This window comes from Cellulomonas sp. ATA003 (assembly GCF_031582905.1).
In the GTDB taxonomy this organism is placed as follows: domain Bacteria; phylum Actinomycetota; class Actinomycetes; order Actinomycetales; family Cellulomonadaceae; genus Pengzhenrongella.
The window spans coordinates 2085572-2111783 of the sequence record NZ_CP133990.1; the positions used below are offsets into that span (position 1 = coordinate 2085572).

The window sequence follows — 26212 nt, forward strand, 5'->3', positions numbered from 1 at the left end:
GTTCCGGGCCGTGCCGGGACGGGGGTTGGGGCCCTCGTCAGTCCGCGGGCGCGGCGGGCTGGGCGAGCACGACGCCGTCGGTGAACATGACGCCGTCGGCGAAGCGGGCCTCGACCCGGCCGCCGCCGAACCCCTCGGCGTACAGGCGGGCGTACAGACCCGTCGGTGAGGCGACGAGCTCGTCGTGCGTGCCCCGCTCGACGACCCGGCCGTCGTCCACGACGAAGATGACGTCGGCGTGCCGGATCGTCGACAGCCGGTGCGCGATCGCCAGGGTCGTCCGCCGCGTCATCGCGGTCGCCAGCGCGTCCTGGACGAGCCGCTCGGACGCCGAGTCCAGGGCCGACGTCGCCTCGTCGAGGATGAGCACGCGCGGGTCCTTGAGCAGCACCCGGGCGATCGCGAGGCGCTGCTTCTCCCCGCCGGACAGCCGGTAGCCACGCTCACCGACCGTCGTCGCGTAGCCGTCCGGGAACGACATGATCCGGTCGTGGATGTTGGCCGACCGGCACGCCTCCGCGAGCTGGGAGTCCGTGGCGTCCGGACGCGCGTAGCGCAGGTTGTCGGCGATGCTCGCGTGGAACAGGTACGGGTCCTGGGTGACCATGCCGACGACGTCGGCCAGCGAGCCGAGCGTCACATCCCGGACGTCGCGACCGTCGATCCGGACCGCGCCGCGGTCCACCTCGTACAGGCGGGGCACGAGGTAGCTCAGCGTCGTCTTGCCGGCGCCGGAGGGCCCGACGAACGCCGCGAGCTGGCCGGGCTCGACCCGCAACGAGACGTCGCGCACGGCCCACGGCCGTCGGCGGGAGCCGTCTGGGCCGTGCCCGGTGCCGGTCCCGGTGCCGGTGCCGGGGCCGGTCTCCGGGCCGACGTCCGAGCCGGCGTCCGGGCTCGTACCGGTGCGCGCGACGGGTGCCCCGTCCGTCCCCGGTGCCGCGTCGGCGGGCCCGACGGCAGGCACCGCGAGCCCGGGGGCCGACGTCGCGACCGGGGGCTTGCCCGGACCGCTCGGCGGCAGCCCCAGGGCGCCCCAGCCCAGGCTCATCCCACCGCCGCCACCATGGCCGCCTCCGCCACCACGACCGCCGCACGGCGCGGGTGGCGGTGCGGTGAGCCGCGGGGGCGGCGGGTAGGCGAACCAGACGCCGTCGAGCTCGACCCGTCCCTCGACCGACGTCGCGTCGAGGACCTCCGCGCCCGGCCGGTCGGCGATCGCGGGGGTGAGGTCGAGGTACTCGAAGATGCGGCGGAACAGCGCGAGCGACGTCTGGACGTCCAGCGCGACCCGCATGAGGGAGACCATCGGCATCATGAGGCGGGACTGCAGGGTCGAGAACGCCACGAGCGTCCCGGCGGAGATCGCCGCGGCACCGGCACCACCGACGTCCCCGGTCAGCATGTAGCCCGCGACGAGGTAGACCAGCGCCGGCGTGATCGCCATGAACGCGCTGACCACACCGAAGAAGCCCTGCCCGGCCATCGCCTGACGCACCTGGAGACCGACCTGCCGCTCGTTCTCCACGCGGTACCGCGCGACCTCGGCGTCGGCGCGGTTGAAGATCTTCGCGAGCAGGACGCCGGAGACGCTCAGCGCCTCCTCGGTGATCGCCGTCATGTCCGACAACGACTCCTGCGTGGCCCGCGCCAGGCGCTGCCGCCGGGCGCCGACCCGCCGCTGCAGCACGACGAACACCGGCATGAGCGCGACCGCGACGATCGTCAGCTGCCAGCTCAGCAGCACCATCGCGACCAGCGAGGCGATCACGGTCACGAGGTTGGACAGGATGGACGACGCCGTCGTCGTCAGCACCGACCGCACCCCGCCGACGTCGTTGGCGAGCCGGGACTGGATGGACCCCGTCTTCGTGGCGGTAAAGAACGCGAGCTCCATGCGCTCGAGGTGCTCGAAGAGCCGTCCGCGCAGCTCGGCCATCGCGAGGTTGCCCACCTTGGTGGTCAGGTAGGTCTGCCCGACGCCGATCGCGGAGCTCAGCAGCGGGATGACGATCATCGCGGCGGTCAGCCCGAGCAGCAGGCGCAGGTCGACGCCCGAGCCGTCGACCGGGAAGAGCGCCTCGTCGAACACCCGCTGGGTGAGGAACGGCGTCACGACGCCGAGCAGGGAGCTGACGAGGATCGCGACGGCGACCAGCACCAGCGATCGGCGGTACGGGGTCAGCAGGGCGCTGATGCGGCGCAGCAGCGCGGGGACGCCGGCACGGTCGACGCCGCCGCGGTCGAGGATGCCGCGGAGCTCACGCGAGCGTCCGCTCGGCCGCGCGCGCCAGCAGGTCGGCGTCCGACAGGCCCTCGTGCCGCCACGCCCGCTGGACGTCGGCCCCCGTCCCGTCGGCGAGCAGCACCTCGAGGCGTGCCGCGACGCGGTCGAGGTCGCCGGTGCGCCGGAGCGCGGGGGTGACGTGCTCGAGCAGCGTCCGGACGACGGTGGCCGCCGGCGCCGGACGTCCGCTGAGCGGGTCCACGAGGTCACCCCGCAGCCCGGTCCGCGCGGCGCGCCACGCCGCGACCCGCAGCAGCTCGGTGCGCGGCTGGGGGCCGGCGTCACCTCGGGCGACCGCCGTCTCGGCGAGCCCGCGGACGAGGGCGGCCTGCAGGACGGCGTCCTCGGCGTCGAGGCACACGTCGGCCACCCGCACCTCGACGGTGGGGTAGCGCGCGGAGAGTCGGGCGTCGAAGTAGACCATCCCCTCGTCGAGGATCGTCCGGCTCGCGACGAGGTCGGCGACCACGCGCCGGTAGGTGGCCGCGTCGCCGAACGGCGCCGTCGGGCCCGCCGTCGGCCAGTGGCCCCACACCTGGCTGCGGTAGCTGGAGTACCCGGTGTCCTGCCCGGCCCAGAACGGGGAGTTGGTGCTGAGCGCGAGCAGCACGGACGCCCACGGGCGCACGTGGTCCGCGACGAGGACGCCCTCGTCGTCGTCGGCCACCTCGACGTGGACGTGGCAGCCGCAGGTGACCGCCTCGTCGACCAGCGGACCGAACGCCTCGTGCACCCGCCGCAGGCGCTCGTCGACGAACACCGACGTGTCGAGGGTCCCCGGTGCGGTTCCCACCGCGGCCAGCCGGGCCCCGGCGCGCCGCGCGGACCCGTCGGCCGCCGTGCGCCCGGCCCGCACCTCGCGGGCGAGCTCGTCGAGGTCCGCGCACGGGTGCGTGGACGTCTCGATCTGCTCCTGCATGAGCTCCTTCTCGAGGTGCCCGCCCGGGACGTCGGTGGACGGGTCCTCGACGCGCTTCGCGTACCGGAGCACGGCGGGCGCGACGGGGCGCAGCGTCCCGTCCGGGGAGACCAGCATGAACTCTTCCTCGACCCCGACGGTGCGCACCGGCTCAGTCTGGACGGTGCCACCCACGGTGTCCTGCCCGTGGGGCGTGAGCCCGGCCACCCGCGGCCGGCCCGCGCGACCCGGCGTGGGAGCGCCGCTCAGGCGAGGAGCTCCCGGACCACCTCCACGACGAGCGCGTGGTCGTCGGCCTGGGGAGCCCCGACACGGTGACGGTCCCGACCACCCCGACGTCGCGGACCCGCACCGGGAAGCACCCGCCGTGCGCGGCGTACTCCTGCAGCGGCAGCTCGTGCTGCGCTGCGAAGGTCGTGCCGGCGAGCCGTGCGCGCAGCCCCACGAGGTACGACGACGCCCCGAAGCGCTCCACCACCCGCACCTTGCGGACGATCCAGGTGTCGTTGTCCGCCGTGGTGCCCGGCAGAGCCGCGTGGAAGAGCTGCTGCGGACCGCGGCGGATGTCGACCGTGACACCGAGGCCACGCTCGCGCGCCGTCGCCACCAGCCGGCTGCCCAGCCGCCAGGCGTCGTCGTTGTCAAAGCGCGTGAAGACGAGCTCGCGCTCCTCGGCCTCGACCCGGGCGACCAGGGCGGCGACGTCGGGCTCGTCCGAGGCGGAGGAGGACGCGGCGGGCGAGGACGCGGCGGTCGGGGAGACGGCGGTCGGGGAGGCGGGGGCGGTCGAGGGGGTGTCCATGTCGCGATCCTGGTCCGCGAGCGCCGCGGCGTCGAACCGGGCTCCGACCCCACCCGCGCGGGCCCGACCCGCGCGGACCTGACGCACCCGGACCGACACGCGCCGGACCGGGTCGCCGCAGGACGCCGCCGTGGCACCGTGGGCGGACGGTCGGCGCCGGAGGCCGTTGCGTCGCGCGCGGACCGCGCGGGACGCTGAGCGAGCTGGCCTCACGGACGGAGACACCATGACCACCGCCACGGACGCGCCCGAGCAGCGTCCCGCACCGCACGTCGCCGACACCCACGACCTCATCCGGGTGCAGGGCGCCCGGGAGAACAACCTCAAGGACGTGACCGTCGAGATCCCCAAGCGCCGGCTCACGGTGTTCACCGGGGTCTCCGGGTCGGGCAAGAGCTCGCTGGTGTTCGCGACGATCGCCGCGGAGTCGCAGCGGATGATCAACGAGACGTACAGCGCGTTCGTCCAGGGGTTCATGCCGAACCTCGCGCGGCCCGACGTCGACCTCCTGGACGGGCTGACGACCGCGATCATCGTCGACCAGGAGCGGATGGGGGCCAACCCGCGGTCGACGGTCGGCACGGCGACGGACGCCAACGCCATGCTGCGGATCCTGTTCAGCCGGCTCGGGACGCCGCACGTCGGACCACCGACGGCGTTCTCGTTCAACGTCCCCACCCGGCGCGCGAGCGGTGTCATGAGCACCGACAAGGGCGGCCGGGTCGAGAAGGACGTGGTGCGCGACGCCGTCTACCTCGGCGGCATGTGCCCGCGCTGCGAGGGGATGGGCGCGGTGAGCGACGTCGACCGCACGGCGCTGTACGACGAGAGCAAGTCGCTGAGCGAGGGGGCGCTCACCGTCCCGGGCTACAGCGCGGACGGCTGGTACGCCCGGATGTTCGCCGCTGCCGGCCTGGACCTGGACAAACCGATCCGCGACTTCTCCGCGAAGGAGCTCGACACGCTGCTCCACAGCGAGCCGAGGAAGATCAAGGTCGAGGGCATGAACCTCACCTACGAAGGGGTGATCCCCAAGATCCAGAAGGGGATGCTGTCCAAGGACGTGGAGGCGATGCAGCCGCACATCCGGGCCTTCGTGGAGCGGGCGATCACCTTCCAGACGTGCCCCGAGTGCGACGGCACGCGCCTCACCAAGGAGGTGCTGGCGTCCAGGATCCGCGGGAAGAACATCGCCGACCTCTGCGCGATGCAGATCAGCGACCTCGCCGAGTGGGCCCGCGAGCTTGACGAGCCGTCGGTGGCGCCGCTCGTGTCCGGGCTGCGGCACCTGCTCGACTCCTTCGCCGAGATCGGCCTGGGCTACCTCTCGCTCGACCGTCCGGCGGGGACGCTGTCCGGGGAGAGGCGCAGCGCACCAAGATGATCCGCCACCTCGGGTCGTCGCTGACCGACGTGACCTACGTCTTCGACGAGCCGACGATCGGCCTGCACCCGCACGACATCCAGCGGATGAACGGCCTGCTGCTGCAGCTGCGGGACAAGGGCAACACGGTGCTCGTCGTCGAGCACAAGCCGGAGACGATCGCGATCGCCGACCACGTCGTCGACCTGGGCCCCGGCGCCGGTACCGCGGGCGGAGCCGTCTGCTTCGAGGGGACCGTAGAGGGGTTGCGGGCCAGCGACACCGTCACCGGCCGCCATCTCGACGACCGGGCGACCCTCAAGGACTCGGTGCGGACGCCGTCCGGCGCCCTGGAGATCCGCGGCGCCTCCACGCACAACCTCCGGGGCGTCGACGTCGACGTCCCGCTCGGCGTGCTGTGCGTGGTCACCGGGGTCGCGGGGTCCGGCAAGAGCTCGCTGATCCACGGATCGGTCGCCGGCCGTGACGGCGTGGTGGTGATCGACCAGGGCGCGATCCGAGGCTCGCGCCGGAGCAACCCGGCGACGTACACGGGACTGCTCGACCCGATCCGCAAGGCGTTCGCGAAGGCCAACGGCGTCAAGCCGGCGCTCTTCAGCTCCAACTCCGAGGGCGCCTGCCCCACTTGCAACGGCGCCGGTGTCATCTACACCGACCTCGGGGTCATGGCCACCGTCGAGTCGCCTTGCGAGGAGTGCGGGGGCAAGCGGTTCCAGGCGTCGGTGCTCGAGTACCACCTCGGCGGCCGCGACATCAGCGAGGTGCTCGCGATGTCGGTGGCGGAGGCCGAGCAGTTCTTCGGCGACGGGGAGGCCCGCACGCCGGCCGCCCACAAGATCCTCGACCGGCTCGCCGACGTCGGGCTCGGCTACCTCACCCTCGGGCAGCCGCTGACCACGCTGTCCGGGGGCGAGCGGCAGCGGCTCAAGCTCGCCACCCAGATGGCCGACAAGGGAGAGGTGTACGTCCTCGACGAGCCGACCACGGGTCTGCACCTGGCCGACGTCGAGCAGCTGCTCGCGCTGCTGGACCGGCTGGTCGAGTCCGGCAGGTCGGTGATCGTCATCGAGCACCACCAGGCCGTCATGGCGCACGCGGACTGGATCATCGACCTGGGCCCCGGCGCGGGGCGCGACGGCGGCCGCATCGTCTTCGAGGGCACGCCGGCCGACCTGGTCGCGAGCCGCTCGACGATCACCGGGGAGCACCTCGCGGCCTACGTCGGGACGTGACCGCGCCCGCGACCCGGAGGCCGGGGCGAGGGCGCCGTCAGCCACCGGCGGCTCATGGACGACCGCCCCCCGCCGATGGGAAGGGCACGGGCGCCACTGGGGCGTCCCCGGTGGAAGGTCGTGGACGGTGTCGGAGCTGGTCGCGCCCGCTCGCAGCGGGGCGTTCGTGCGTCTCGCCTACCACTACACGGACGGCCGCGACGTGGTGACCGATGCGATGACGTGGTCGGAGGCGCTCGCCTACCTGCCCCTGCTGTGCGCCGTCCCCCTGGGTGACCGCCACTACGCCGCCCCCTCGGCGACGATCGACCTCGTCGACGCCTGAGGCCGGGCGCGGACCATGCCGAGGCTGCACGCAGTGCCCGCGGCGGCTTCTCGCTGCGCGCCCTCGCTGGGATGCTGGGTCCGTGAGCCCCTCGCAGCGGGACATGCGCGACGTCGTCCTGCACGACGACCCGGGGTCGCCCGGGTCGGACGATCCCGCCCCTCCCGTCGGCGCGCCTCCGCGGAGGGCCTGGCTGACGCCGCGCCGGCTCTGGGCGCTGGCCGCCGTGCTCGTCCTGGCCGTCGCCGTCGCCGCGGTGGTCGACTCGCGGCGCAGCGACGCCGCGCTCGTCGATCTCCGCGGGCTGCCCGGGGTCCTGGCGCCCGTCGACGGTCCCGTCCGGGAGCTGTGGCGAGCCGACGGCCTCAGCATGTGGCAGACCGCCCGGATCGATGGCCTGCTAGTCGGTCCTGCCCAGATCGAGCTCGGCCGGGTGGACGCGGTCGGCCTGGCGGAGGCCACCGGTGCCGTGGTGTGGCGCACGCCCCTGGTCACGGAGGGCGAGCGCGCCGGTGGTGTGACGTGCGCAGTCCCGGAGGTCGGGGGTCCAGCGGGGCGCCGGACGGTGCGACGTCACCGTCACCGCCGCCGGGGGCGACCGCAGCGTGGGAGCGGGTGATGACGTGCGTCGTGGTCGAGACGGAGCCGGCCGACACCGGAGGGCCTGCCGCGACGTTCCAGCCCACCGCGGCACGGCTGCTGGTGCTCGACGCCACGACCGGCACGGTCCTGCGTGAGGAGCCCACGGTCCCCACCACCGCGGTGGCCGCCCTCGGCGCGGACCTGGTGCTCAGCCACCTCGACGACGACGGCCGGCTGGTGGTGCGCCGCACCGATGCGGGGGCGGAGCAGGAGCGATGGTCGTTCACCAGCCCCGACGCCCTGACGCCCAGCACCTCCGGACGGTGGGCGTCGGTCGCGGTGGAGGACGACCTGGTCGTCGCCGGCGGTGACAGCGGCTGGGTGCTCTCCGTGGACGGCCGCGAGCTCCATCGCTGGCAGCCGTCCCCGACGGGAGCAGGGTGGCTGGACCTGCTGCCCGGCGGGCTGGTCGTCGAACCGGGGAGCCCGGTGACGAGCGGACGCGCCTCCTCGACCCGAGGACGTCGTCGGCGTTCACCGTCGACGGACGCCCGCTGCCCATCACGGTGAACGACGGGTCGGCGGACGACCTCGTCCTGGCGCGCACGGTCGCGGACGACCTCACGGCGTACGACGCCTCGTCCGGGCGACCGCGGTGGACCCTTCCGCAGTCCGGCGCCACCGCGGCGGGCGCCGTCGTCGACGGGCGCATCGTGATCACCCGCTCCGACGGTCTCGCCGCACTGAGCGCCGGCGTCGGGCGGCCCCTGTGGCAGGTCGACGTCGCGCTGGACGGTCAGTTCCCCGTCCTCACCGACGGTCGACTTCTGCTGTGCGTGGTCGCGGACCCGGAGCGGGGCACCGTGCTCGCCGCGTACGGGATCGACGACGGCCGGCTGCGGTGGGAGGTGGATCTACCCGAGGACGTCTACCACCTCCGGGCCGAGGAGGGTCGTCTGGTCGGCTTCGCGGGCAACGGGACCACGCAGGGTCTCGTCGCCTTCGGCTGACGGTCCGACGGCGCGGGTCGGGTCGGTCAGGGCTGCCGCGCCCGCCGGCCGGCGAGGTAGCCCGCTGCCCAGCCGGCCACCACGAGCCCGACGGCGCCGACGGCGGCGCCCCACAGGTGCACCGTCCCGAGGACGACGCCCGGCATGAACGCGTCGCCCGACGGCAGTGGGGCGTACGCGAACCAGCCGAACTGGTTGGTCGGGGCGAACGCCAGCATCGCGACGCCGACCGTCACGAATGCGAGGCCGACGACGAGGAGGGACCGCGCATGACGTGGCAGCACGCGGGTGAGCGTAGCCGCCGGGCGGGTTCCAGCCGCCCGGGCGGGTTCAGCAGGTGGCGAGCAGCATCGGCACGAGCAGGGCGTTGAGGTCGTACGGCGCCTCGGCGTCGCCGACGAGACTGCGCCCGGTGACGGCCAGGGAGAACGAGCGCGAGCCGTCCGGGGAGCTCAGCGCGAAGCTGACCGTGCCGTACGACCCGCCGTCGTGGCCGTACAGGTAGGCGGGCGCCTCGGGCGGTGCGCACGGGTCCGGTACGCGGTACACCCCCAGGCCGTACTCGAGCAGGTCCGTGCTGCGCGGCGCCATCATGCTCGCCACGGTCTCGGGCCGGGTGAGCCGGCCGGTGAGCAGGGCGTCGGTGAAGGCCAGCATGTCCTTCGTCGTGCTGGTCGCGGCGCCGGCCGCCCCGAAGACGTCGGGGTCAAAGCGGTCGAGACGAGCCCACGGCGTCCCTCCCGTGCCCTGGGCACCGAGGTACGCGGCCTCGGCGAGGAACGGGCCGCGCGACTGCGCGTCGTCGGGGTAGTCGCTGCGCGGCATGCCGGCCGGCCGGAAGACGCGGTCGCGGAGCAGCCGGTCGAGGTCTCGCCCGGTCACCTCCTCCAGCAGCATCCCGAGGACGACGTAGCCGGCGTTGGAGTAGGAGAACCCGGTGCCCGGGGGGAAGTGCCACGGCGTGGCGAGCGCGGCGCTGACGTGGTCGACGTCGGTGTAGTCGTGATCCAACGCCGCGACGAACTCGTCCCAGGACCCCAGGTCCACCATCCGGGTGGCCACCATGACATCCGTGCCGGTCGGCATCCCGGAGCGGTGGCTCAGCAGGTGCTCGAGGGTGACGTCCGGCTGACCCGGGATCAGCCCGGGCAGGACGTCCTCGACGCGGGTGTCCAGCGTCCAGGTGCCCCGCTCCACCTCCTGCATGACGATCGTGGCGATCATCGGCTTGGTGATGCTCGCGATGCGGAAGCGGTCGTGGTCGCGGGCCGGCTGACGTCGGTCGAGGTGCCGGAGGCCCTCCGCGTCGGACCAGACCAGCGTCGGCGTCTCGATCCGCGCGGTGACGGCGACGGCGCCGTCGTCGACCAGGGTGCGCAGCGCCGCGTCGAGGCCCGCGGGGTCGGCCGCCGGGCGCGCCTGGGCCTGGGGCGCGGGGGTCCGGGCAGCGCCGAGGGTCGCGGGTCCGGGGGCGGCGTGCTGCGCGGCCTGCAGGACGGCACGGGAGAGTGCTGTCGGGTCGTCCGCCCAGGCCGCCGCGCCGACGACGGGGGTCGTGGCGGGGGAGGCGACGGCGTCGCGGTCGGGCGCTGCGGCCAGGGGGAGGGCGAGGGCAGCAGCGGCCGTGATGCCGACGGCCGCCCGGCGGATGGGTGTGCTGGACGTCATGGACAGAGCCTCTCGGGTCGACGATGCGCTCCCACCGTTCCCCATCGGACGAGCCGGGACAACACCCGGCGGCGGGGGCACGGACGGTCGCGGACCCGGCCGGCGTGCGACGTCACCGCGGTGAGGCCACACATCGGGCGACGACGTCCGGACAGCCCGGGATCGACGCCCGGGACGTGGGTGGCCGTCGGTCAGCTGCGGTCCAGCTTCTCGGCGAGCATCACGAGGATGCCGCTCGGGCCGCGGACGTAGGTGAGCCGGTAGGCGTCCTCGTAGGTGGCCACGCCCCGCAGCGGATGGCACCCGTGCCGCGCCGCCACCTCGAGGGCTGCGTCGATGTCGTCGACCGAGAAGGCGACGCGGTGCATGCCGAACTGGTGGGGGAGTGTGGGTGCGGTCTCGATCGCCTCCGGGTGGATGTACTCGAACAGCTCGAAGTCGACCGTTGCCGTCCGGCGTCCGGAGCAGGGCGATCTTCGCGTGGTTGCCATCGAGGCCGACGGCGGTGTCCGTCCACGCGCCGCTGACCGTGTCCCGCCCGACGACGATCAGTCCGAGGTCGGTGAAGAAGGCGATCGTCGCTTCGAGGTCCCGCACGGCGATGCCGACGTTCTCGAAGGTGATGGGCATGCGCAGCACGCTACCGAGCGGAGGGCGGGCCGGATACGTCGCGGTCCCGCAGACGGCCACGAGTCTCCCCGGCCGGCTCCTGCGAGCTGCTCGCACAGCGCGCTGACCCGGGAGCACACTGTCGAGCATGGAGCGGCGGCCGGTCGGGCCCGCCGAGCCCAGTCGCGAGGAGCCCCGAGATGACCGTGCCCGCAGGACCACCGGCCGGCTCCCGGCCTCCGAACCTCTCGCTGAAGCGCGTGATGGGTCCGAAGCTGCTCCTGCTCTTCATCATCGGCGACATCCTGGGGACCGGGATCTACGCGCTCACCGGCCAGGTGGCCGCGGAGGTCGGTGGGGCTGCCTGGCTGTCGTTCCTCATCGCGTTCCTGGTCGCGTTGGTGACGGCGTGCTCCTACCTGGAGCTCGTCACCAAGTACCCGCAGGCGGCGGGTGCGGCGCTGTACACGCACAAGGCGTTCGGCATCCACTTCGTCACGTTCCTCGTCGCCTTCACCGTGATGTCGTCGGGTATCACGTCGGCGTCCGCCGCGTCCGGTGCGTTCGCCAGCAATGTCGCGGTCGCCTTCGGGCTCGGCGAGGCGTCGACGGTGCGGCTCGTCATCGCCCTGCTCTTCATCGTCGTCATCGCCGCGGTCAACCTGCGTGGTGTGGCCGAGAGCGTCGGGCTCAACGTCGTGCTCACGATGATCGAGCTGTCCGGGCTGCTGCTGGTGATCTTCATCGGGTTCGCCGGGATCTTCGGGGGACTGGCCGACTTCTCCCGCGTGGTCGCGTTCGACACGCAGGAGGAGAAGAGCGTGCTCCTCGCGGTCAGCGCTGCGACCTCGCTGGCCTTCTTCGCGATGGTCGGGTTCGAGGACTCGGTCAACATGGCGGAGGAGACCAAGGAGCCGCACCGGATCTTCCCGCGCATCATGCTCACCGGCCTGGGGATCACGGCCGCTGTGTACGTGCTGGTCTCGATCGTCGCGGTCGCGCTCGTACCCGTGGGGGAGCTGGCGGGCAATGACACCCCGCTCGTCACCGTGGTGCAGACCGCCGCGCCCGGGTTCCCGATCAACTCGCTGCTGCCGTTCATCTCGATGTTCGCCGTCGCGAACAGCGCTCTGCTCAACGTGATGATGGCGAGTCGCCTGCTCTACGGGATGAGCAAGCAGGCCGTCCTCCCGCCGTTCCTGTCCAAGGTCCTTCCCGGCCGACGCACCCCTGGGCGTCGATCGCCTTCGTCGCCGCCATCGCGGTCGTGCTCGTCTCGTACATCTCGCTGAACCCGGACGCGACCATCGCCCTGCTGCTCGGCGGCACGACGTCGCTGCTGCTGCTCGCGGTCTTCGCCGTGGTCAATGCCGCGGTGCTCGTGCTGCGTCGACAGCCCGCCGACCACGAGCACCACCACTTCCGCACCCCGACGTTCCTCCCGGTGGTGGGCGTGGTCGCGTGCGTCTACCTGGTGCTGCCGTGGACGTCGGGGCGACCAGGGAGCAGTACGAGATCGGCGGCGGCCTGCTCGTGGTCGGCGTGGTGCTGTGGGGTCTGACCTGGGTGCACCGCCGGCGCAGCGGATACCACGTCGGCGCCCCGGACCATGTGCCCGAGCCCGCCGCGGCGACCGAGCGACAGACCGAGCGCGACGTCACCGGGTAGGCGCGGCCGCGCGCGCGGACGCCACCAGCCGTCCCGGCCGCGCACCATCCGAGCCCTGAGCGCATCGGACAGGCACCGGGGTTCATCGCCGCCGCTTGCCGCCCGTGCACAGAACGGCAGCGATCATGGCGACGTCGTCTGGCCTGCGCTCGTCCGTGAGCGTCCGTACGCCCTGGTCAGGACGTCCGATCCGACTCGCTCGGTTGACTGGCAGGCACGGATGTAGGTGCGCCGGGAGTAGTCGATCGCGACGGTCGTGGTCTGCTTCGAGCGCAGGAAGGTTCCTTGGGTGACGTCTCCAGGTGTGGTGGTCATGCGCCGGATCAGGTGCCAGCGGACGAAACGCCGGACGGCGTCGCGGTGCTCACCGGGGAAGTCTGTCGAGTGCCTGGTCGCTCCACGTCGTGAACCGAGCCAGCAGCTCGTCGCGCCGGGGGAGTGCGCCGTGCTCAACGAGCAGACCGCGGACGTAGTCGCGGGTCCGCGAGGCCGGCAGGGCGTCGAGGGAGTCGTGGCTGATCACCGGCGCGACGGCGAGCTTGGTCCGGCATGAAGAAGCTCTGGTCCGCCGCGAACGTCAAGGTCTACGGCGGCGGCGTCAGCGAAGCCGCCTTCCTCGAAGACTTGTCGCGCACCATCGGCGACTACGACCGCCGCGCCACCTCCGTCTCCACCGGCCGCGGCAGCCGCACCGTCTCCGCCCAGCTGCACCGCGAACGCATCCTCGACGTCGCCGACCTCGCCGCCCTGCCCAGAGGCCGCGCCGTCGTCTTGGCGTCCGGCTCTCGGCCGACCCTCATCCGCACCCAGCCCTGGATGACGGGCCCGCACGCGGCGGCGGTTCGAGCCTCTATCGCCGCCCACGACCCGCAGGCTGCCCGCGTCCTTGAGCAGGCCGCCGCGGTGGCGGCGCCCGAGGCGGGGGAGCGGCGATGAACGACCCGCTGCTGGGGGACTGGTCCGACGTCGAGCAACTAGAAGAGATCGCCGAGCTCCAGCGCGGCCGGGGCGACGACGCCGAGGTGCCGCAGCTCTACTACGGCAGCCTCGACGACTTCGTCCGCGAGATCATCGTCCAGGTGTACCGCCGGCGGGTGGGGAGCGGGCCTCCCACCGGTGGTCGGCCCGCTGGTGGCGCAACGCCGAGGCCGTCCTGCGGCTGGACGCACTATGGCGGTCCTGGGAGCAGCTGCGCCTGGACCCCGCCACCGGCATGAGCATCTGGCTCCGCGACCACGCCGACCACCACATGCGCATGCTCATGGACCCCGAAGGCCCCTTCGCCACCTCCACCGACAGCAACCGTCCCGGCGAACCCCTCCCGTACGAGGCGCCGCCGGCCGGCTTGTTCCCCGACGTTCGCGTGCTCGAGCAAGAGCGGCGGTGAGCGGCGTCCGGATGGTGGTCGTCGGCGCCGTGTCCGGCCTGACCGGCGCGCACGGGCTGGCGCTCGTTACCGCCTGGCTAATTTACCGCCATCGCTGAGCGCGGCTTTGAGGAGCGCTGGGCGCCTCAGGCTTTCGCGGCCTCGTACTGCTGGCGCACCGAATCCGCGATCCGGCCACGCTCGTTGACCGTGATGCCGTTCGCCTTCGCCCACTCGCGGATGGCCGTCGTGTCGGCGTTGCCCGCGCGCGTCCGGGGAGCAGCACCGCCGCTGCGAGAGCGTCCGCCGCCGACCTTCCGACCAGCGTCGATGTAGGGCTGCAGCGCCTTGACCAGGACCTCACGGTTCTTGTCGCCGAGGTCGATCTCGTAGGACTGACCCTCGTAGGAGAAGGCGACGCTCTGGGCGCCTTCGGTACCGTCGATGTCGTCGAGAATGGTGACCTTCGTCTGCTGTGCCATGTGCTCAACATTCCCACGATGCGCATCCTCTGTCCAAAGGGCATCGCGTATTCATCATTCGGCGGGCAACGTTCACCGCAGCACTGAGACGCTTGAGACGTCGGTTCACCCGGTCTCGGGCATGTGGTCGGGCGCCTCGGCGATAGCCGACCCGGCGCGGGCGTCCCCCGTGAGGCTGGGCCGGTACGGGCCGTCGACCTTCGCCAAGTCAGTGGTGGCCCGCATGCCGATCAAGTGGTGACAGACTTCCAGAAGAAGGTGACGGCGCTCACAGAGGCTCCGGGCGTTGTGGCGTCGTCGGCCAGGCCAACGGAGATCCGGAAGACGTGCTCATCACCATTTGGCACATGCCTCCACTCGCCGGTGGGTGCCCCGGTGTCCGATGACCCGTGCGCCGACAGGAAGGTCGCGAGCGTTCCGCGGAAGACAGGCCCAGCTGGATCAGGTTCGTAGCTTTCGCCACACGGAGTCTCGGGGGTCTTCGTGCCCGATGCGGACCCTCGCTCGACGGTGAGCTCCAGCGAGTCGCTCAGGCCCGCTTCGGCGCGCTCACCCGAGCCCGAGGCGTAGAACACGACGTCTTGCCTACCGGCCGTCGCGTCGGTCGCCAGCACGACGGCGACGCACCTTACGATCTGCTGGCCGGGCACCATCGCCGCCGCCTCCCCGTCCGCAGGATGGAATAGAGCGGTGCCGCGGTCGTCATCGGTGAGGACGACGGTCGCGGCGGTGAAGCTGTTACCGGCGCTGCTGTGGATCGTCGTCCTCTCCGACCAGGCGAGGGCTGCTGTCCCTCCCGCCGTCAGGACCAGAGCTGCAGTCAGAACACGAGGCAACCGGGCTTTCGTCGTCACCACCGAGCCACCCGAGCCTCCCAGTTGATTCCGTCCCACTCAGTGAATGTCACGTGAGGGCGACCGCCTGAAGCGAGGAGGTGACCCGTCACCGTGTCCGCCGCCGGGCCGATGTCCACGACTGAGGTCCGGATCCACTGGTCGGTGCTCGCTGCGTAGCGAGCGACCACCATGTCGAAGTTGCCGTTCGCGTTGCGCTCGGCCCAGGTGAGCCAAGGGATAGACCCGACGACGGCGATGCTGGGATCCCCGACGTTCGGCATCCCGTCCGGGTACTGCGGTGATCCGCCGCCGACGCTCGACATTGTGCAGACGGTGGGAGCCAGACTCGACCCCCGGACTGCAGCCACGTGCTACCGGTCCATCGCCGCGTGCGGACCTGCCAGCAGCCGGCTGTCTGCTCGCGGAATGCGATGTGAGGCAGGTCATCGAGTCCGACTGCGATGGAGGGGCCGTAAGCAGGCTGGGCGGCGTTCACGTTGAGTTCCGTCCCGCGGCCCACGGACGGTGACCGCACCCGGATTGTCGAGATACCACTGCCGTTCGTTTCGGAGAACACCACCCAGGGCTGCCCCGCAACCGTGGCGACGTCCGGATCGACTGCCTGCTTTGCGTTGTCGTAAGCCATGATTCCGCTACCGCTGGCCGATGAGGTCAGAGTGTTGTAACTGCGCCACTTGACTTGGAGGTAGCTGCCGCTGCTGTCCAGTTCCTGCCACACCGCCCAGAGCGAGGTACCGACCGCGGTGAGGCGTGGCCGGTAGGCGTTCTTTTGGTTGTCCAAGTTCCAGGCATCCTGAGACCCGGCTTGGACTGTCTGCCACGCGCCGCCTGTCCAGCGCGCGATCCGGATCGTGCTGGGCGTGCCGACCTCCGACCAGGCGACGAAGACAGTTCCGTCGACTGCGGCGATCGCCGGTGTTCGCGCGTTCGTACCAAGAGCTCCACCGACGGCTTGCCAAGCCGTGCCGTCCCAGCGCTTGACCCGGACCTGCCGCCCGCTCCCGCTCGTCTCGGCCCAGGCGACCCAAGGCGCGCCCGCCACGTCGGCGAGTCGGGGCGTCCAGGACGAGACCGACGTGCTGCTGTTGATGGGACTCGTGGTCGGTGTGGTTGCGCTCGAAGGAAGGGGTGCCAAGCGAAGGTCGTTGCTGTAGCGAGCTGGTTCCCCGCGCTGACCGTCATGGCTGTGATGCCGCTCGAGGTCATGCCTGTCCCGAGCGGCAGCCACAGTAAGACGGCGAGAGCCCAGAGGGCGGTGCGCCTCGATCGACGTCGGGCCGGGCTCACAGCTGGTCCGTGCGCCAGACGCGGCGCAGAGTTGTGACGGTGAAGATTGCGATGAGGCCGGTGATCGCGCAGGCCCGCACTAGAGGGAGGCCGAGGGCGGCGACCGCGCGACCGACGTGGGGGACTCGAACGGCGACCTGATGGACGACGGCGTCACGGGGTGCCGGCCAAGTTTCGCTCGCGGTATTCGCGTCTCCCTTGGTCTGGACGGTGAAGCCGTCGGGCGTGTCCGTGCGTATGACGAGGCGGTGGGTCAGCGTGCGGTCCTGTGCCCGCGGATTCGGGAAGGTGAGGATGTCACCGGCGTCGGTGGCGCCGAGGCCGACCGGTCGCAGCAGCAGCAGGTCGCCCGCGCGCAGGGTCGGCCGCATGCTGTCGCTCCTGTCGATGACGATCTGCCAACCGGCAACGGCGAGGCTGGCGATCGCGAGGATGAGCGCGACCATGACCAGGGCTTCCACGCGGATGCGACCGAGGCGCCGAACCAGTCCGGACCGGCGGTTCGGCGCCGTCGCGGCCCGGCGGCGAGACACAAGAGCTCAGTTGGTGTCGGAGGTGAAGGCGAGGGTGAACGGCGCCACCGTCTCGTTCTGGGACGCCGTCGCCAGCACCTCGGCGCGCACCTGGAAGTAGTGCGTCTCTCCGGCGGCGTTGTTCCCCCAGGTCCCGGTGTCCAGCGGCGTGGTGCTAACCGCCGTGATGAAGTCCTGCAGATTGCCGGTGTACAGCTGGCCGATGGCATCGGCGGTGAACCCGCTGCCGCAGGTCGTGGTCGGCCACGACGGCGTGCCGGTGATCGTTCCACGGGTCACCGTGACATTGACGTCGGGCGCTAGCGTGCCCGCGCCGCCGGTGGCGGACAGCTTCACGGTCGGCGTTCGGGTGGTCGCGTTGGACGTGTACGTCACGCCGATGCACTCGGTCACGACATCGCCGGGAAGGAGAGCGTAGGCATTGCCGCCGTTCGCCGATCGGAACATCGCATAGGCGCCCGTGTCGTTGTCGGTGAGGCTGATCTGGGCGGTGCTGAAGCTGTTTGCCTCGTTCGTCGTCTGAGCGCTGAACCCCGACCAGGTGGACATGGCTGCGCCGCTGGCGACGATAAGCACGAGGACGGTTGTCACGCCGGCAGTACGTCTGCTGCGCTTGGCCGGGTGCACGCGGTGGCGGCCCGGGCTCGTCTTCTCGGTCATGTGGCGCTCCTGGCTGGTGGATGGTGGATGGTGGATGGTCACCACTCCATCGGCCGGGGCCCACCGCAGGTGAACGATTGAGCCATCGTGATCCGGCACCCCGGTCGCCGAGCCGGGATGTCACGCCCGCACGGCGGTCGACTCGGTGGAAATTGGGTCCACTTCCGCCTCCGTGGCGTCGACTGTCCGATTGCGTCCCGCCGCCTTCGCGCGGTAGAGCGCGCTGTCCGCAGACCGGAGCACGTCCGCGATCGAGGCATCTGCGGTCCACGGCGCTACACCCACGCTGCAGGTGACCGGCAGAGGCGCCTCGGACGTTTCGACGGCTCGCCGTAGGCGGTCTGCTACCGACACAGCAGATCGCGCGTCACCGGGCAGGATCACAGCGAATTCCTCCCCGCCGTACCGCGCGACCATGTCGCCGGTTCGGCTCGCCATGCGAACTGCGTGCGCGGCCGCCCGGAGTACCTCGTCGCCGACAGCGTGACCGTGGCTGTCGTTGACGGCCTTGAAGTGGTCGAGGTCCATCAATGCCACGGAGAAGCCCTCCTGCCCTGACCGTGCGGTGTCGATCGCGTGGGCGAGCGCAGCGTCGAAGGCGCGCCGGTTCCCGACGCCGGTCAGGCCATCCGTCTCGGCGATCCGGCGCAGGGATGCGACGGCAGCCGCGCGCGTCAGCGCCAGGGCGGCGTGTGCCACCGCCTGCTCGGCGGTGGACAGCAGTCGCCGGTCGACGCCGTTGAGCCGGCGTCGACCGAGCTCCAGCACGAGCCATCCTCGCCCGGCATCACCGAGGGGCAGCGGTAGCGCGACGATGCCTTGCGCTTGGGGCAGGCGTTGGACGAGCCATTCGTCCCAGGTCGGGTCCGCCTTGATGGCGAGCACCGGGCCGCCTCCGACGGGGACTCGAGCCAGGAGCGAACCGGGCGCGTCTGCGCAGCCCGTTGTTGGACCATGCGTGGACACCGCGGTCCGCCGGTCGGCCGGGCCCAGCACCAACTTGTCCGACTCCGGACTCGTCAGGACGACACAGAGCTCTGTGACCAGGCCTCCATCGTGGGTCGGTTGACCGGGCGTCACGGCCACGAGCGCCCGCCGTACGCCGAGATCGTCGACGACCGCTCGGGCAAGGCTGTGCACGACACTCTCTGGGTCGTCGACGGTCGACAGGGCAACAGCGAGGCGGTGTAGGACTTCAGCGTCGTACCGTCGCCGCCGGAGCTCGCGCTCGTTGAGCGCAGCGAACGCCGACGTGCCGAGCGCGGCGACCCAGAGCAGCAGCAGGAATCCGAGGTAGGTGGTCATGATGACCGGCCGACCCTCGAGCGTGCCACCGCGCAGCACACCGGTCGCGGAGGCATGGAGGAAGACGAGCACGACCAACGAGTGCCACAGCGCAACCTTGACGCCCGTCCGGAAGCTCATGAGCAGGCTTACCGCACTCACGTGGATGACATAGAGGGCAGTCACGAAGCCACTCAGGTTGCCGAGCACGTGGACCACCGCAGCGAGGACGAACCCGTCGAGCACGAGCGAGGCGTTGAGCGCCGTGATCGTCGCCTTGCGTCCCAACCGGGAAGCCAGCAGGGCGACGAGCACGAACGTTAGGTGCGCCCCGGCGATGAGCGCTGCCGCGTCGAGCGATCGTGTCGGTGCAGTGAGAACAAGACCAGCTGCTGCGCCGAACAGGCCGATGCGGAGCAAACCTGCCCAGCGCACCCGGTCGACCAGGGGCACGAGGCCGTGGCGCGAGGGATCGGACGTCTGGGTCACGGTCGGCTCCGGGGCGAGGTCGGGAACGGGACGAGCTGGTCTGGGTGCATCGGGGCGAGGGCCAGTTTTGGATCATCACGGTCGAGGCGGTCCTGCAGCCTTAAGTAGACGAGCAGCAGGACGAGGAGCAGCAGAGGCAGCCAGGCCGTCCGGGCCAGGTCGCGCAGGAAGACGCGCACCGGTCCGGCTTCGAGGGCGATGCCAACTGTGGGCTCGGGCGAGTGCTTCACCGAGGACTGCACAGCGCTCGTATCGCCGCCGGACGGTGCGCTGTTCGCAGGCGAGGTCGTGGGGTGCGACGGCCCGGTGTCGGCTCGCGATGCCGACGTCCCCCATGCGGCTTGTGAATCAGGCGGAGGCAGGTCGTCGTCGGGCGAGGCGGGTACCGCGACCCAAAGGAACGTCGTCGTCGCCGTAGCACCGGCGGCGCGCTCATCGTCGGCCACCTCCACGGTCACCCGAAAAGTTCGCGCCCCATCGGCTGGGGCCCAACCCGTGTCTAGGCCGTCCGACGCTGCCAGGTCCGCAAGCGTGCCCTCGTACAAAGTCACGCCCGAGAAGTCGGCGCAGTCGGCACTCGATCCGGTTCCTGTAGCGACCGTCACAAGGAGCAACGGCGCGAGCACCCCGTTCAGCTCTTCGGCCAGGAGGTGTACCTGCCCGGGCTCGGTCCAGCGAGGCAGTTCGACGCACCCGGCCAGCGGGTGACCGGGCACCAGGCCGGAAGCTGCCAGGAGCGGTTTAGCCCCTGGCGCGGCGGGCTCCCGCGCGGTCGGCGAGAACCCATCATCGAGACCTTGGCGTGCGAGCAGCACCGGTTGCCCTGCAGGTGGGGACGTGACCGCCACTGCGAGCGACGCGCCAGCGGCGACCAGGAGCGTCGCCACGGTCGCGCGGAAATGCCGAGTGCTCACAGTAGTGCTCATCGACAAGTCCGACGCCGGCAGTAGACGTTGCGCGCAGCGGACCTTTTCCGGCCGGAGTCAACAGCCTGAAGATCCACATGTGGGGTTGCTGGCGCGCCCCTTCGCGCTGAATCCGTCATGCCCCAGAGCCCGTTTGGGCGTGTGCTGGCCCTTTCTCCCGCGCGTCGCAGGGCCGTCAGACCGCGCGGCGCCCGTCGAGGATGCGCGCGACGTCCTGCGCGAGCGGCTCCTCGAGCAGGTCCTCCACCGGGCGGGGCAGGCTCAGGCACCAGTTCGGCCACGCGGTGACCGTGCCGGGCATGTTGGGGCGCTCGGCGACCGCGCCGGCGTCGTCCAGCGAGGCGAGCACGACGCGGGCCGCGCAGGCGGAGAGCCGGGCGTACTGGGCGCGGACCGCCTGGGCGACCTGCTCCGGGCCGACGGGGGCGTCGAGGTCGACCCCGGCCGCGGCCGCGAGCTCGCGGCGCACGCCCTCGAGCTGCTCGAAGTTCGCCGACTTCCCGATCGCGCGCAGGTCGGCCATGTCCGAGCCGGTCAGCGTGCCGGCGACCGTCGCCTGGTCGTGCGTGGACGACGCGCCCATCGCGGCCTCGGGGAACTGGTCCACCGGCAGGCGCAGGGCGGCGCGGTAGCCGAGCATCCCCTGCTCGGCCATCGTCTCGCGCACGCCCTCGGCGACCGTGCCCATGTCCTCGCCGACGACCCAGGCCCCCGCGCGGTGCGCCTCGAGCCGCAGCACCGCGAGCATCGCCTCGACCGGGTACCGGACGTAGGCGCCCGCGGCGGGGTGGCCGCCGACCGGCACCCAGTAGAGACGCCACAGCTGCATGACGTGGTCGATCCGCAGCGCACCGGCGTGGGCCAGCGCCGAGCGGACCATCGCGACGAACGGCCGCAGGTCCGAGGCGACGAGCGCCGTCGGGCTCAGCGGCGGCAGGCCCCACGTCTGGCCGTCGAGGTTGTGCCGGTCGGGCGGGCAGCCGACCTCGTAGTCGAACACGACGGCGTCCTGGTGGGCCCACGCGTCGGCCGAGGAGGAGTCGAAGCCGACCGCGACGTCGGCCACGATCGTCGCGCCCGCCTCGCACGCCGTCGCGAGCTGCACGTCGGCGACCCACTGCGCCCAGCAGTAGAACGCGACGCGCTCGGCGTTCTCCTCGGCGTAGTGCGCCGCGCCGGCGGGGTGCGGTACTGCTCGGGCCAGCTGGGCCAGTACGCCGTGCCGATGCGCTCGGCCAGGACGCACCACGTCGCGAAGCGGCGCAGGTCCTCCCCGCCCGCGGCGACCCAGACGTCGTGCTCGACGGGCAGGCGGCGGCGCGTGGCCTGCCAGATGCGCAGCAGCGCGGCGTGCTTGAGCGCCCACACCCCGTCGCGGTAGATGCGCCGCGTGGCGTTGAGCCCACGGCCGCGTGCGGCGAGGTCGGACAGGTCGACGGCGTCGGCGCCCGGGACGTCCTCGATGGCGATGTGGAGCAGCTGCAGCCACTCGCGCGAGGCGGGCGAGTACGGCGAGGCCTGCTGGACCGAGCACGGCGCCGCCGCGTGCAGCGGGGAGATGAGCACGGAGGCCGCACCGGCGTCGCGCGCCCGGCGCGCGATGTGCGCGAGGTCGCGGAAGTCGCCGATGCCCCACGAGCCGCGCGACCGGGCCGCGTAGAGCTGCACGGCCCAGCCCCAGCCGCGCTCGGGCTGGGGAAAGGTCGCCGGGGCGCTCAGGAGCAGGCGGCGACGGCCGTCCGCCGTGACCAGCCGGTAGTAGCCCGCCGGGGGCGCGACGTCCTCGACAGGGCCGAGGTAGGACCCGTCCAACGTCTCGAGGTGACCGTCCAGCCGCTCCCACCGTTCCCCTGGCACGCAGACAAGCGGCGTTTGGGAGATACCCCTGTTGGTCACGGCGGCCTGCACGACGGCGCGCGTCGCACCGTCAAGATGCTGGACTACGCCTTGGGCGTCGACGTAGCTCGCCGGCACTAAATCGGGATGCGTCACGGCCATGTGTTTGTCCCTGTGCGGATCTGATGGCGCTGGCCCGGGAGTCGACGAGCCGCAGAGCCCGTCCAACTGTTAGGCCACCGCCGAGGATGTACTGCTTCAGACGGAGGAAACGGCAAGTGTCAGTGACCCCGCGGTGCATCCGGGTCTGGGGTCGTGACGAACCAGACCGCGACGTCCTCCGGGACACGCCCAGCCTGATCTAGGGGACCGCTTGAGAGGAGCACGTCCGCGCCGGTCGGCAGCGGTACCGCCTCGACACCGAAGTTGACCAACACGGAGACCGCGGCGCGGCGGCCGCAGTTCGTGAAGACCAGCACCCGATCGTCACCACCGCCGTCCCAGCGGAGCGTCCCCTCGCCCAGTCCGGCCTCGCGTCGGTTCCGGAGGGCGCTCCGGTAGAGCTCGAGGGTCGAGGACACGTGCTTGGACTGCGCGTCCACCGCTAGCTGGCGGTAGGAATCCGGCTGGGGCAGCCACGTCGTGCCCGTCGGGCTGAACCCGTAGCCCGGGGCTGCGGCTTCCCAGGGCATGGGCACGCGGCAGCCGTCCCGGCCGGCCTCGGTGCCGCCGTGGCGAAACCACGCGGGGTCCTGGCGGACCTCATCGGGTAGGGCTGTGTGCTCAGGCAGGCCGAGCTCCTCGCCCTGGTAGAGGTAGCTAGAGCCAGGCAGCGCGAGCATGATCATCGAAGCGGCGCGCGCGGCGCAGCCCTAGGTCTTGATCGGGTTGCGGATCGGTCGCCCTGATGCCGTTGGGCCACGTGGTGTCCAACGGCAGCGCCAGCCGTGTCGTGTGGCGTAGGACATCGTGGTTGCTCAGGACCCAGGTTGCCGGCGCCCCGACGGCCGCGCCCGCGGCCAGCGAGGAGCGGATGGACTGCCGAAGGTCATCGGCCCTCCACTGAGCGCCGAGGAAGTCGAAGTTGAACGCCTGGTGCATCTCGTCCTGGCGAACGTAGCGGGACAAGCGCTCGGCGGGCGCTACCCACGCTTCGGCCACCATCATCCGCTCGCCCTCGTAGCTGTCGAGCAGACGGCGCCAGGAACGGTAGATCTCGTGGACGCCGTCCTGGTCCCACATCGGGGGCCGCTCGCCGTCCGGGCCGCTCCCATCCAGCAGAGACTGCTCGTGATCCCAATCCGGGAGCCCCTCGGCCTTGATCATCCCGTGTGCGACATCTACGCGGAACCCGTCCACCCCGCGGTCCAGCCAGAAGCGCAACACGTCGTCGAACTCGGCGCGCACCTCGTGATTCGTCCAGTCGAGGTCTGGCTGCTTGGCGTCGAACATGTGGAGGTACCACTGGTCCGGCCGGCCATCGCGGTCGGTCGTCCTCGTCCAGGCGGCGCCCCCGAACACGCTGCGCCAGGAGTTTGGTGGTAGTTCGCCAAACTCGCCTTGGCCGTCGCGGAAGAAGTACTTGGCTCGTTCCGCACTTCCTCGCCCGGCGGCCAGCGCGGCTCGAAACCATGCGTGCTCGTCGGAGGTGTGGTTTGGCACGAGGTCCACGATCACCCGCAGGCCCAGCGTCCTGGCAGTGGCGATGAGGCGGTCCGCGTCCGCCAGCGTGCCGAACGCGGGGTCGACGTCCCGGTGATCAGCGACGTCGTAACCCGCGTCAGCCATCGGGGAGACGTAGAACGGTGACAGCCAGAGCGCGTCGACGCCGAGGTCCACGAGGTGCTGCATCCGCGAGGTGATCCCCGGCAGGTCGCCGATGCCGTCACCATTCGAGTCGGCGAAAGACCTGGGGTAGATCTGGTAGATCACGGCCGATCGCCACCATGGTGAGGCACTTCTCGCCGGGTCTGTCACGGCAGCGGGGGTGTCCATGTCGGCGCTTGCGTCATGCAACGGATTGTGGCGTGTTGCAACGGCTTGCAGCAAGAACCAACCAGCGGGCCTCTCGCCAACGGGCGGGGGCGATTCAGCCTCGTCGGTCCGGCCTGTGAGCAGCTCGCGGCTGTCGTCTCGTCCATGTCAACGCCGCAGCCCGAGCCCCGTGCGACGACGACCTGGTCATGCTCGCGTGGCACAACCCCAAGCACCGCTACCCGCGGCTACGTCCACGATCGACTTCGCGATCGCGCGTTGGGCGGTCACGCTCGACCGGGTAGCGGAGCTTGCGTGGCGGTTCGGCTCCTGCCGCAAAGTACGTCAGCGGAGGCGTCCGGCGAGGCGCTATGCCAACGTCGAAGTGCTGCCGCACCCGTCCTCGCGCCCTCCAAGGAGCACTGCAGGTGCCGGTCAGCGCATGTGATTCGCCCCGGGTTCGGTGGAGGCCCGGTTATCTGGCTCCGGCAGTGAGTTCGGCCGGTGCGGTTGCAGGGTAGTGCGCCCAGTAGTGCTGCTCGAGCTCTGCTGGTGGGACCAGTCCGATCTCGCCGTGCAGGCGCCGGTGGTTGAACCAGTCGACGTACTCGGCGACGGCGATCTCGACGTCGGCGACGGACTTCCAGCCCCTGGTGGGCGCATCGCGGGGTTGCGGATGCACTCGGTCTTGAACAGCGCGTTGAACGCCTCGGCCAGGGCGTTGTCGTAGGAGTCGCCCTTGGAGCCGACCGAAGCGACGGCCTTGGCCTCGGCGAGCCGCTCGGTGTAGCGAATCGCTCGGTACTGCACTCCGCGGTCGCTGTGATGGGTCAGGCCGGTCACGTCCTGCCCGGCGCGAAGCCGTGCCCACAGGCCCATGTCGAGTGCGTCCAGGGCCAGATCGGTGCGTAGCGAGGTCGAGACCTGCCACCCCACGACCAGCCGGGAGAACACGTCGATGACGAACGCCGCGTAGGTCCACCCGGCGTGGGTGCGCACGTAGGTCAGGTCCGCGACCCACAGCTGGTTCGGTGCGTCCGCGACGAACGCGCGGTCCACCAGATCCGCCGGCCGCTCGGTCTGCGCACCGTCGCTGGTGGTCGTGCGGCGGGTCTTCTCCCGGCTGATCCCGCGCAGCCCCTCGGCCCGCATGAGCCGTTCCACCGTGCACCTCGCCACCGCGGTGCCGGTCCGGTTCAGCTCGGCCCAAACCTTCTTGGCCCCGTAGACGCACAAGTTCTCCTGGAAGGTCTTGCGGATCAACGGCACCAACTGCGCATCGCGAACCGCACGCGCCGACGGGGCCCGCGTGCTGGTCGCGTAGTACGTGCTCGGAGCGATCTGCGCCGCAGTGCCCTTGAGCACCGCGCAGATCGGCTCGACCCCGAGCTCGCGCCCCTCCACCACCTCGTGGCGGTGAGCGTCGATGTAGTCGACTACCTGACGGACGGGCGGTCGAGCTCCGCCGCGAAGAAAGCCGAAGCCGTCTTCAAGATGTGGTTCGCCCGCCGCAACTCCTTGACCTCACGCTCTAGCTCGGTGATCCGTGCCGCGTCCTGGCTCGTCGTCCCGGCCCGCTGCCCGCCGTCGATCTCCGCACGCTTGACCCACGTGCGCAACGCCTCCGGGTGCACGTCCAGATGGCCCGCGACCCGACGGACCACGACCATCCGCTGCTCACCCGCCGCGATCGCGTCCAACGCCATCCTCGTGGCCCGCTCACGCAGCTCCTCGCTGTACTTCTTCGGTGCCGGCATGACTCTCATCCTTCCTGGGTTGAGAGCCTCCACCGAACCCGGGGCGAATCACATGCTTCTCCTGCGCCACCCTGATCGAACTGCCCAGGGACCCGCGGTTGTCCATCCCTGCCGCAGGTACCAGTGATCGCTGAGGGTGACGCCGTGCGTCAGCGACATCCGGCCACCAAGCTTCCCGTTTGGTTGACTCCAGCGGCGAGCCCGCAGCGCCGCTTCGAGCGCGCGACCGGCGGGTTGTCAACGGCGTGTCGGATCGGGCGGGCAGCTTCGGGAAG

The 26212-nt window shown here is 71.5% G+C and carries 21 protein-coding genes and 6 pseudogenes; 9 read left to right on the forward strand and 18 right to left on the reverse strand.

The window, feature by feature from the left end; translation table 11 throughout:
- Positions 1–37: 37 nt before the first annotated feature.
- The 3 genes from REH70_RS10255 to REH70_RS10265 all read right to left on the reverse strand — a co-directional run bounded on the left by REH70_RS10255 (position 38) and on the right by REH70_RS10265 (position 4008).
- Positions 38–2161: an ABC transporter ATP-binding protein gene (locus REH70_RS10255; protein ID WP_310747032.1), complete on the reverse strand. Its 2124-nt coding sequence runs from the start codon at positions 2159–2161 to the stop codon at positions 38–40.
- A gap of 100 nt (positions 2162–2261) precedes the next feature.
- A complete protein-coding gene (locus REH70_RS10260) occupies positions 2262–3353 on the reverse strand; it encodes a glutamate--cysteine ligase (protein WP_310747034.1) in 1092 nt (363 codons plus the stop codon).
- A gap of 4 nt (positions 3354–3357) precedes the next feature.
- Entirely contained in the window at positions 3358–4008 is a 651-nt protein-coding gene (locus REH70_RS10265; RefSeq protein WP_310747036.1) for a heme-degrading domain-containing protein, read from the reverse strand.
- Between the two features lie 226 nt (positions 4009–4234).
- Here REH70_RS10265 and REH70_RS10270 point away from each other — a divergent pair.
- From REH70_RS10270 to REH70_RS10290, 5 genes and pseudogenes are all read left to right on the forward strand, one after another.
- A pseudogene (locus tag REH70_RS10270) lies at positions 4235–6624 on the forward strand (ATP-binding cassette domain-containing protein).
- 127 nt (positions 6625–6751) lie between these two features.
- Complete coding sequence (locus tag REH70_RS10275; RefSeq protein WP_310747038.1) at positions 6752–6949, forward strand: hypothetical protein; 198 nt, start codon at positions 6752–6754, stop codon at positions 6947–6949.
- Between the two features lie 82 nt (positions 6950–7031).
- Positions 7032–7568, forward strand: a complete 537-nt coding sequence (locus REH70_RS10280; RefSeq protein ID WP_310747039.1) for a hypothetical protein — start codon at positions 7032–7034, stop codon at positions 7566–7568.
- A gap of 11 nt (positions 7569–7579) precedes the next feature.
- Complete coding sequence (locus REH70_RS10285) at positions 7580–8101, forward strand: hypothetical protein (protein WP_310747041.1); 522 nt, start codon at positions 7580–7582, stop codon at positions 8099–8101.
- Entirely contained in the window at positions 8098–8541 is a 444-nt protein-coding gene (locus REH70_RS10290) for a PQQ-binding-like beta-propeller repeat protein (protein ID WP_310747042.1), read from the forward strand. The genes REH70_RS10285 and REH70_RS10290 overlap by 4 nt, the downstream gene beginning before the upstream one ends.
- Positions 8542–8567: 26 nt before the next feature.
- Here REH70_RS10290 and REH70_RS10295 read toward each other — a convergent pair whose 3' ends face one another.
- The 3 genes and pseudogenes from REH70_RS10295 to REH70_RS10305 form a co-directional block, all read right to left on the reverse strand.
- Positions 8568–8825, reverse strand: a complete 258-nt coding sequence (locus tag REH70_RS10295; protein ID WP_310747044.1) for a hypothetical protein — start codon at positions 8823–8825, stop codon at positions 8568–8570.
- A gap of 46 nt (positions 8826–8871) precedes the next feature.
- On the reverse strand, positions 8872–10209 hold the full coding sequence (locus REH70_RS10300; protein WP_310747046.1) for a serine hydrolase domain-containing protein: 1338 nt from the start codon (positions 10207–10209) through the stop codon (positions 8872–8874).
- Positions 10210–10400: 191 nt separating this feature from the next.
- Positions 10401–10839: pseudogene (locus REH70_RS10305) on the reverse strand (VOC family protein).
- Between the two features lie 179 nt (positions 10840–11018).
- Between REH70_RS10305 and REH70_RS10310 the strand changes: the two are divergent.
- Positions 11019–12486 (forward strand): annotated as a pseudogene (locus tag REH70_RS10310) (APC family permease).
- A gap of 123 nt (positions 12487–12609) precedes the next feature.
- Here the strand turns inward: REH70_RS10310 and REH70_RS10315 are convergent.
- Together REH70_RS10315 and REH70_RS10320 are read right to left on the reverse strand one after the other, a co-directional pair.
- Positions 12610–12801 (reverse strand): hypothetical protein, encoded by a 192-nt coding sequence (locus tag REH70_RS10315; protein ID WP_310747048.1) that lies wholly within the window; start codon positions 12799–12801, stop codon positions 12610–12612.
- Between the two features lie 49 nt (positions 12802–12850).
- Positions 12851–13009 (reverse strand): hypothetical protein, encoded by a 159-nt coding sequence (locus REH70_RS10320; RefSeq protein ID WP_310747050.1) that lies wholly within the window; start codon positions 13007–13009, stop codon positions 12851–12853.
- Between the two features lie 26 nt (positions 13010–13035).
- On the opposite strand from REH70_RS10320, the gene REH70_RS10325 reads away from it, so the two are divergent.
- The 3 genes from REH70_RS10325 to REH70_RS10335 are packed head-to-tail and all read left to right on the forward strand — an operon-like array spanning position 13036 to position 13873.
- Entirely contained in the window at positions 13036–13422 is a 387-nt protein-coding gene (locus tag REH70_RS10325; RefSeq protein WP_310747051.1) for a TraM recognition domain-containing protein, read from the forward strand.
- Positions 13419–13703, forward strand: coding sequence for a hypothetical protein (locus tag REH70_RS10330; RefSeq protein WP_310754463.1), 285 nt, complete (start codon positions 13419–13421; stop codon positions 13701–13703). Before REH70_RS10325 ends, REH70_RS10330 begins: the two co-directional genes overlap by 4 nt.
- On the forward strand, positions 13646–13873 hold the full coding sequence (locus tag REH70_RS10335) for a DUF4913 domain-containing protein (RefSeq protein WP_310754229.1): 228 nt from the start codon (positions 13646–13648) through the stop codon (positions 13871–13873). Before REH70_RS10330 ends, REH70_RS10335 begins: the two co-directional genes overlap by 58 nt.
- A gap of 125 nt (positions 13874–13998) precedes the next feature.
- On the opposite strand, the gene REH70_RS10340 is transcribed toward REH70_RS10335, so the two are convergent.
- The 10 genes and pseudogenes from REH70_RS10340 to REH70_RS10390 form a co-directional block, all read right to left on the reverse strand.
- Positions 13999–14334: an Lsr2 family protein gene (locus REH70_RS10340; protein ID WP_310747052.1), complete on the reverse strand. Its 336-nt coding sequence runs from the start codon at positions 14332–14334 to the stop codon at positions 13999–14001.
- 230 nt (positions 14335–14564) lie between these two features.
- Entirely contained in the window at positions 14565–15188 is a 624-nt protein-coding gene (locus REH70_RS10345) for a hypothetical protein (RefSeq protein WP_310747053.1), read from the reverse strand.
- Entirely contained in the window at positions 15185–15493 is a 309-nt protein-coding gene (locus REH70_RS10350; RefSeq protein ID WP_310747054.1) for a hypothetical protein, read from the reverse strand. Before REH70_RS10350 ends, REH70_RS10345 begins: the two co-directional genes overlap by 4 nt.
- A gap of 981 nt (positions 15494–16474) precedes the next feature.
- Entirely contained in the window at positions 16475–16939 is a 465-nt protein-coding gene (locus REH70_RS10355) for a signal peptidase I (RefSeq protein ID WP_310747056.1), read from the reverse strand.
- A gap of 78 nt (positions 16940–17017) precedes the next feature.
- On the reverse strand, positions 17018–17671 hold the full coding sequence (locus REH70_RS10360) for a hypothetical protein (protein WP_310747057.1): 654 nt from the start codon (positions 17669–17671) through the stop codon (positions 17018–17020).
- 120 nt (positions 17672–17791) lie between these two features.
- Complete coding sequence (locus REH70_RS10365; RefSeq protein WP_310747058.1) at positions 17792–19444, reverse strand: GGDEF domain-containing protein; 1653 nt, start codon at positions 19442–19444, stop codon at positions 17792–17794.
- Entirely contained in the window at positions 19441–19674 is a 234-nt protein-coding gene (locus REH70_RS10370) for a hypothetical protein (RefSeq protein ID WP_310747060.1), read from the reverse strand. The genes REH70_RS10365 and REH70_RS10370 overlap by 4 nt, the downstream gene beginning before the upstream one ends.
- Before the next feature lie 871 nt (positions 19675–20545).
- Positions 20546–22368, reverse strand: a pseudogene (gene malQ / locus REH70_RS20640) (4-alpha-glucanotransferase).
- Between the two features lie 119 nt (positions 22369–22487).
- Positions 22488–24201, reverse strand: a pseudogene (locus tag REH70_RS10385) (glycoside hydrolase family 13 protein).
- 454 nt (positions 24202–24655) lie between these two features.
- Positions 24656–25937, reverse strand: a pseudogene (locus REH70_RS10390) (IS3 family transposase).
- Between the last annotated feature and the right edge of the window lie 275 nt (positions 25938–26212).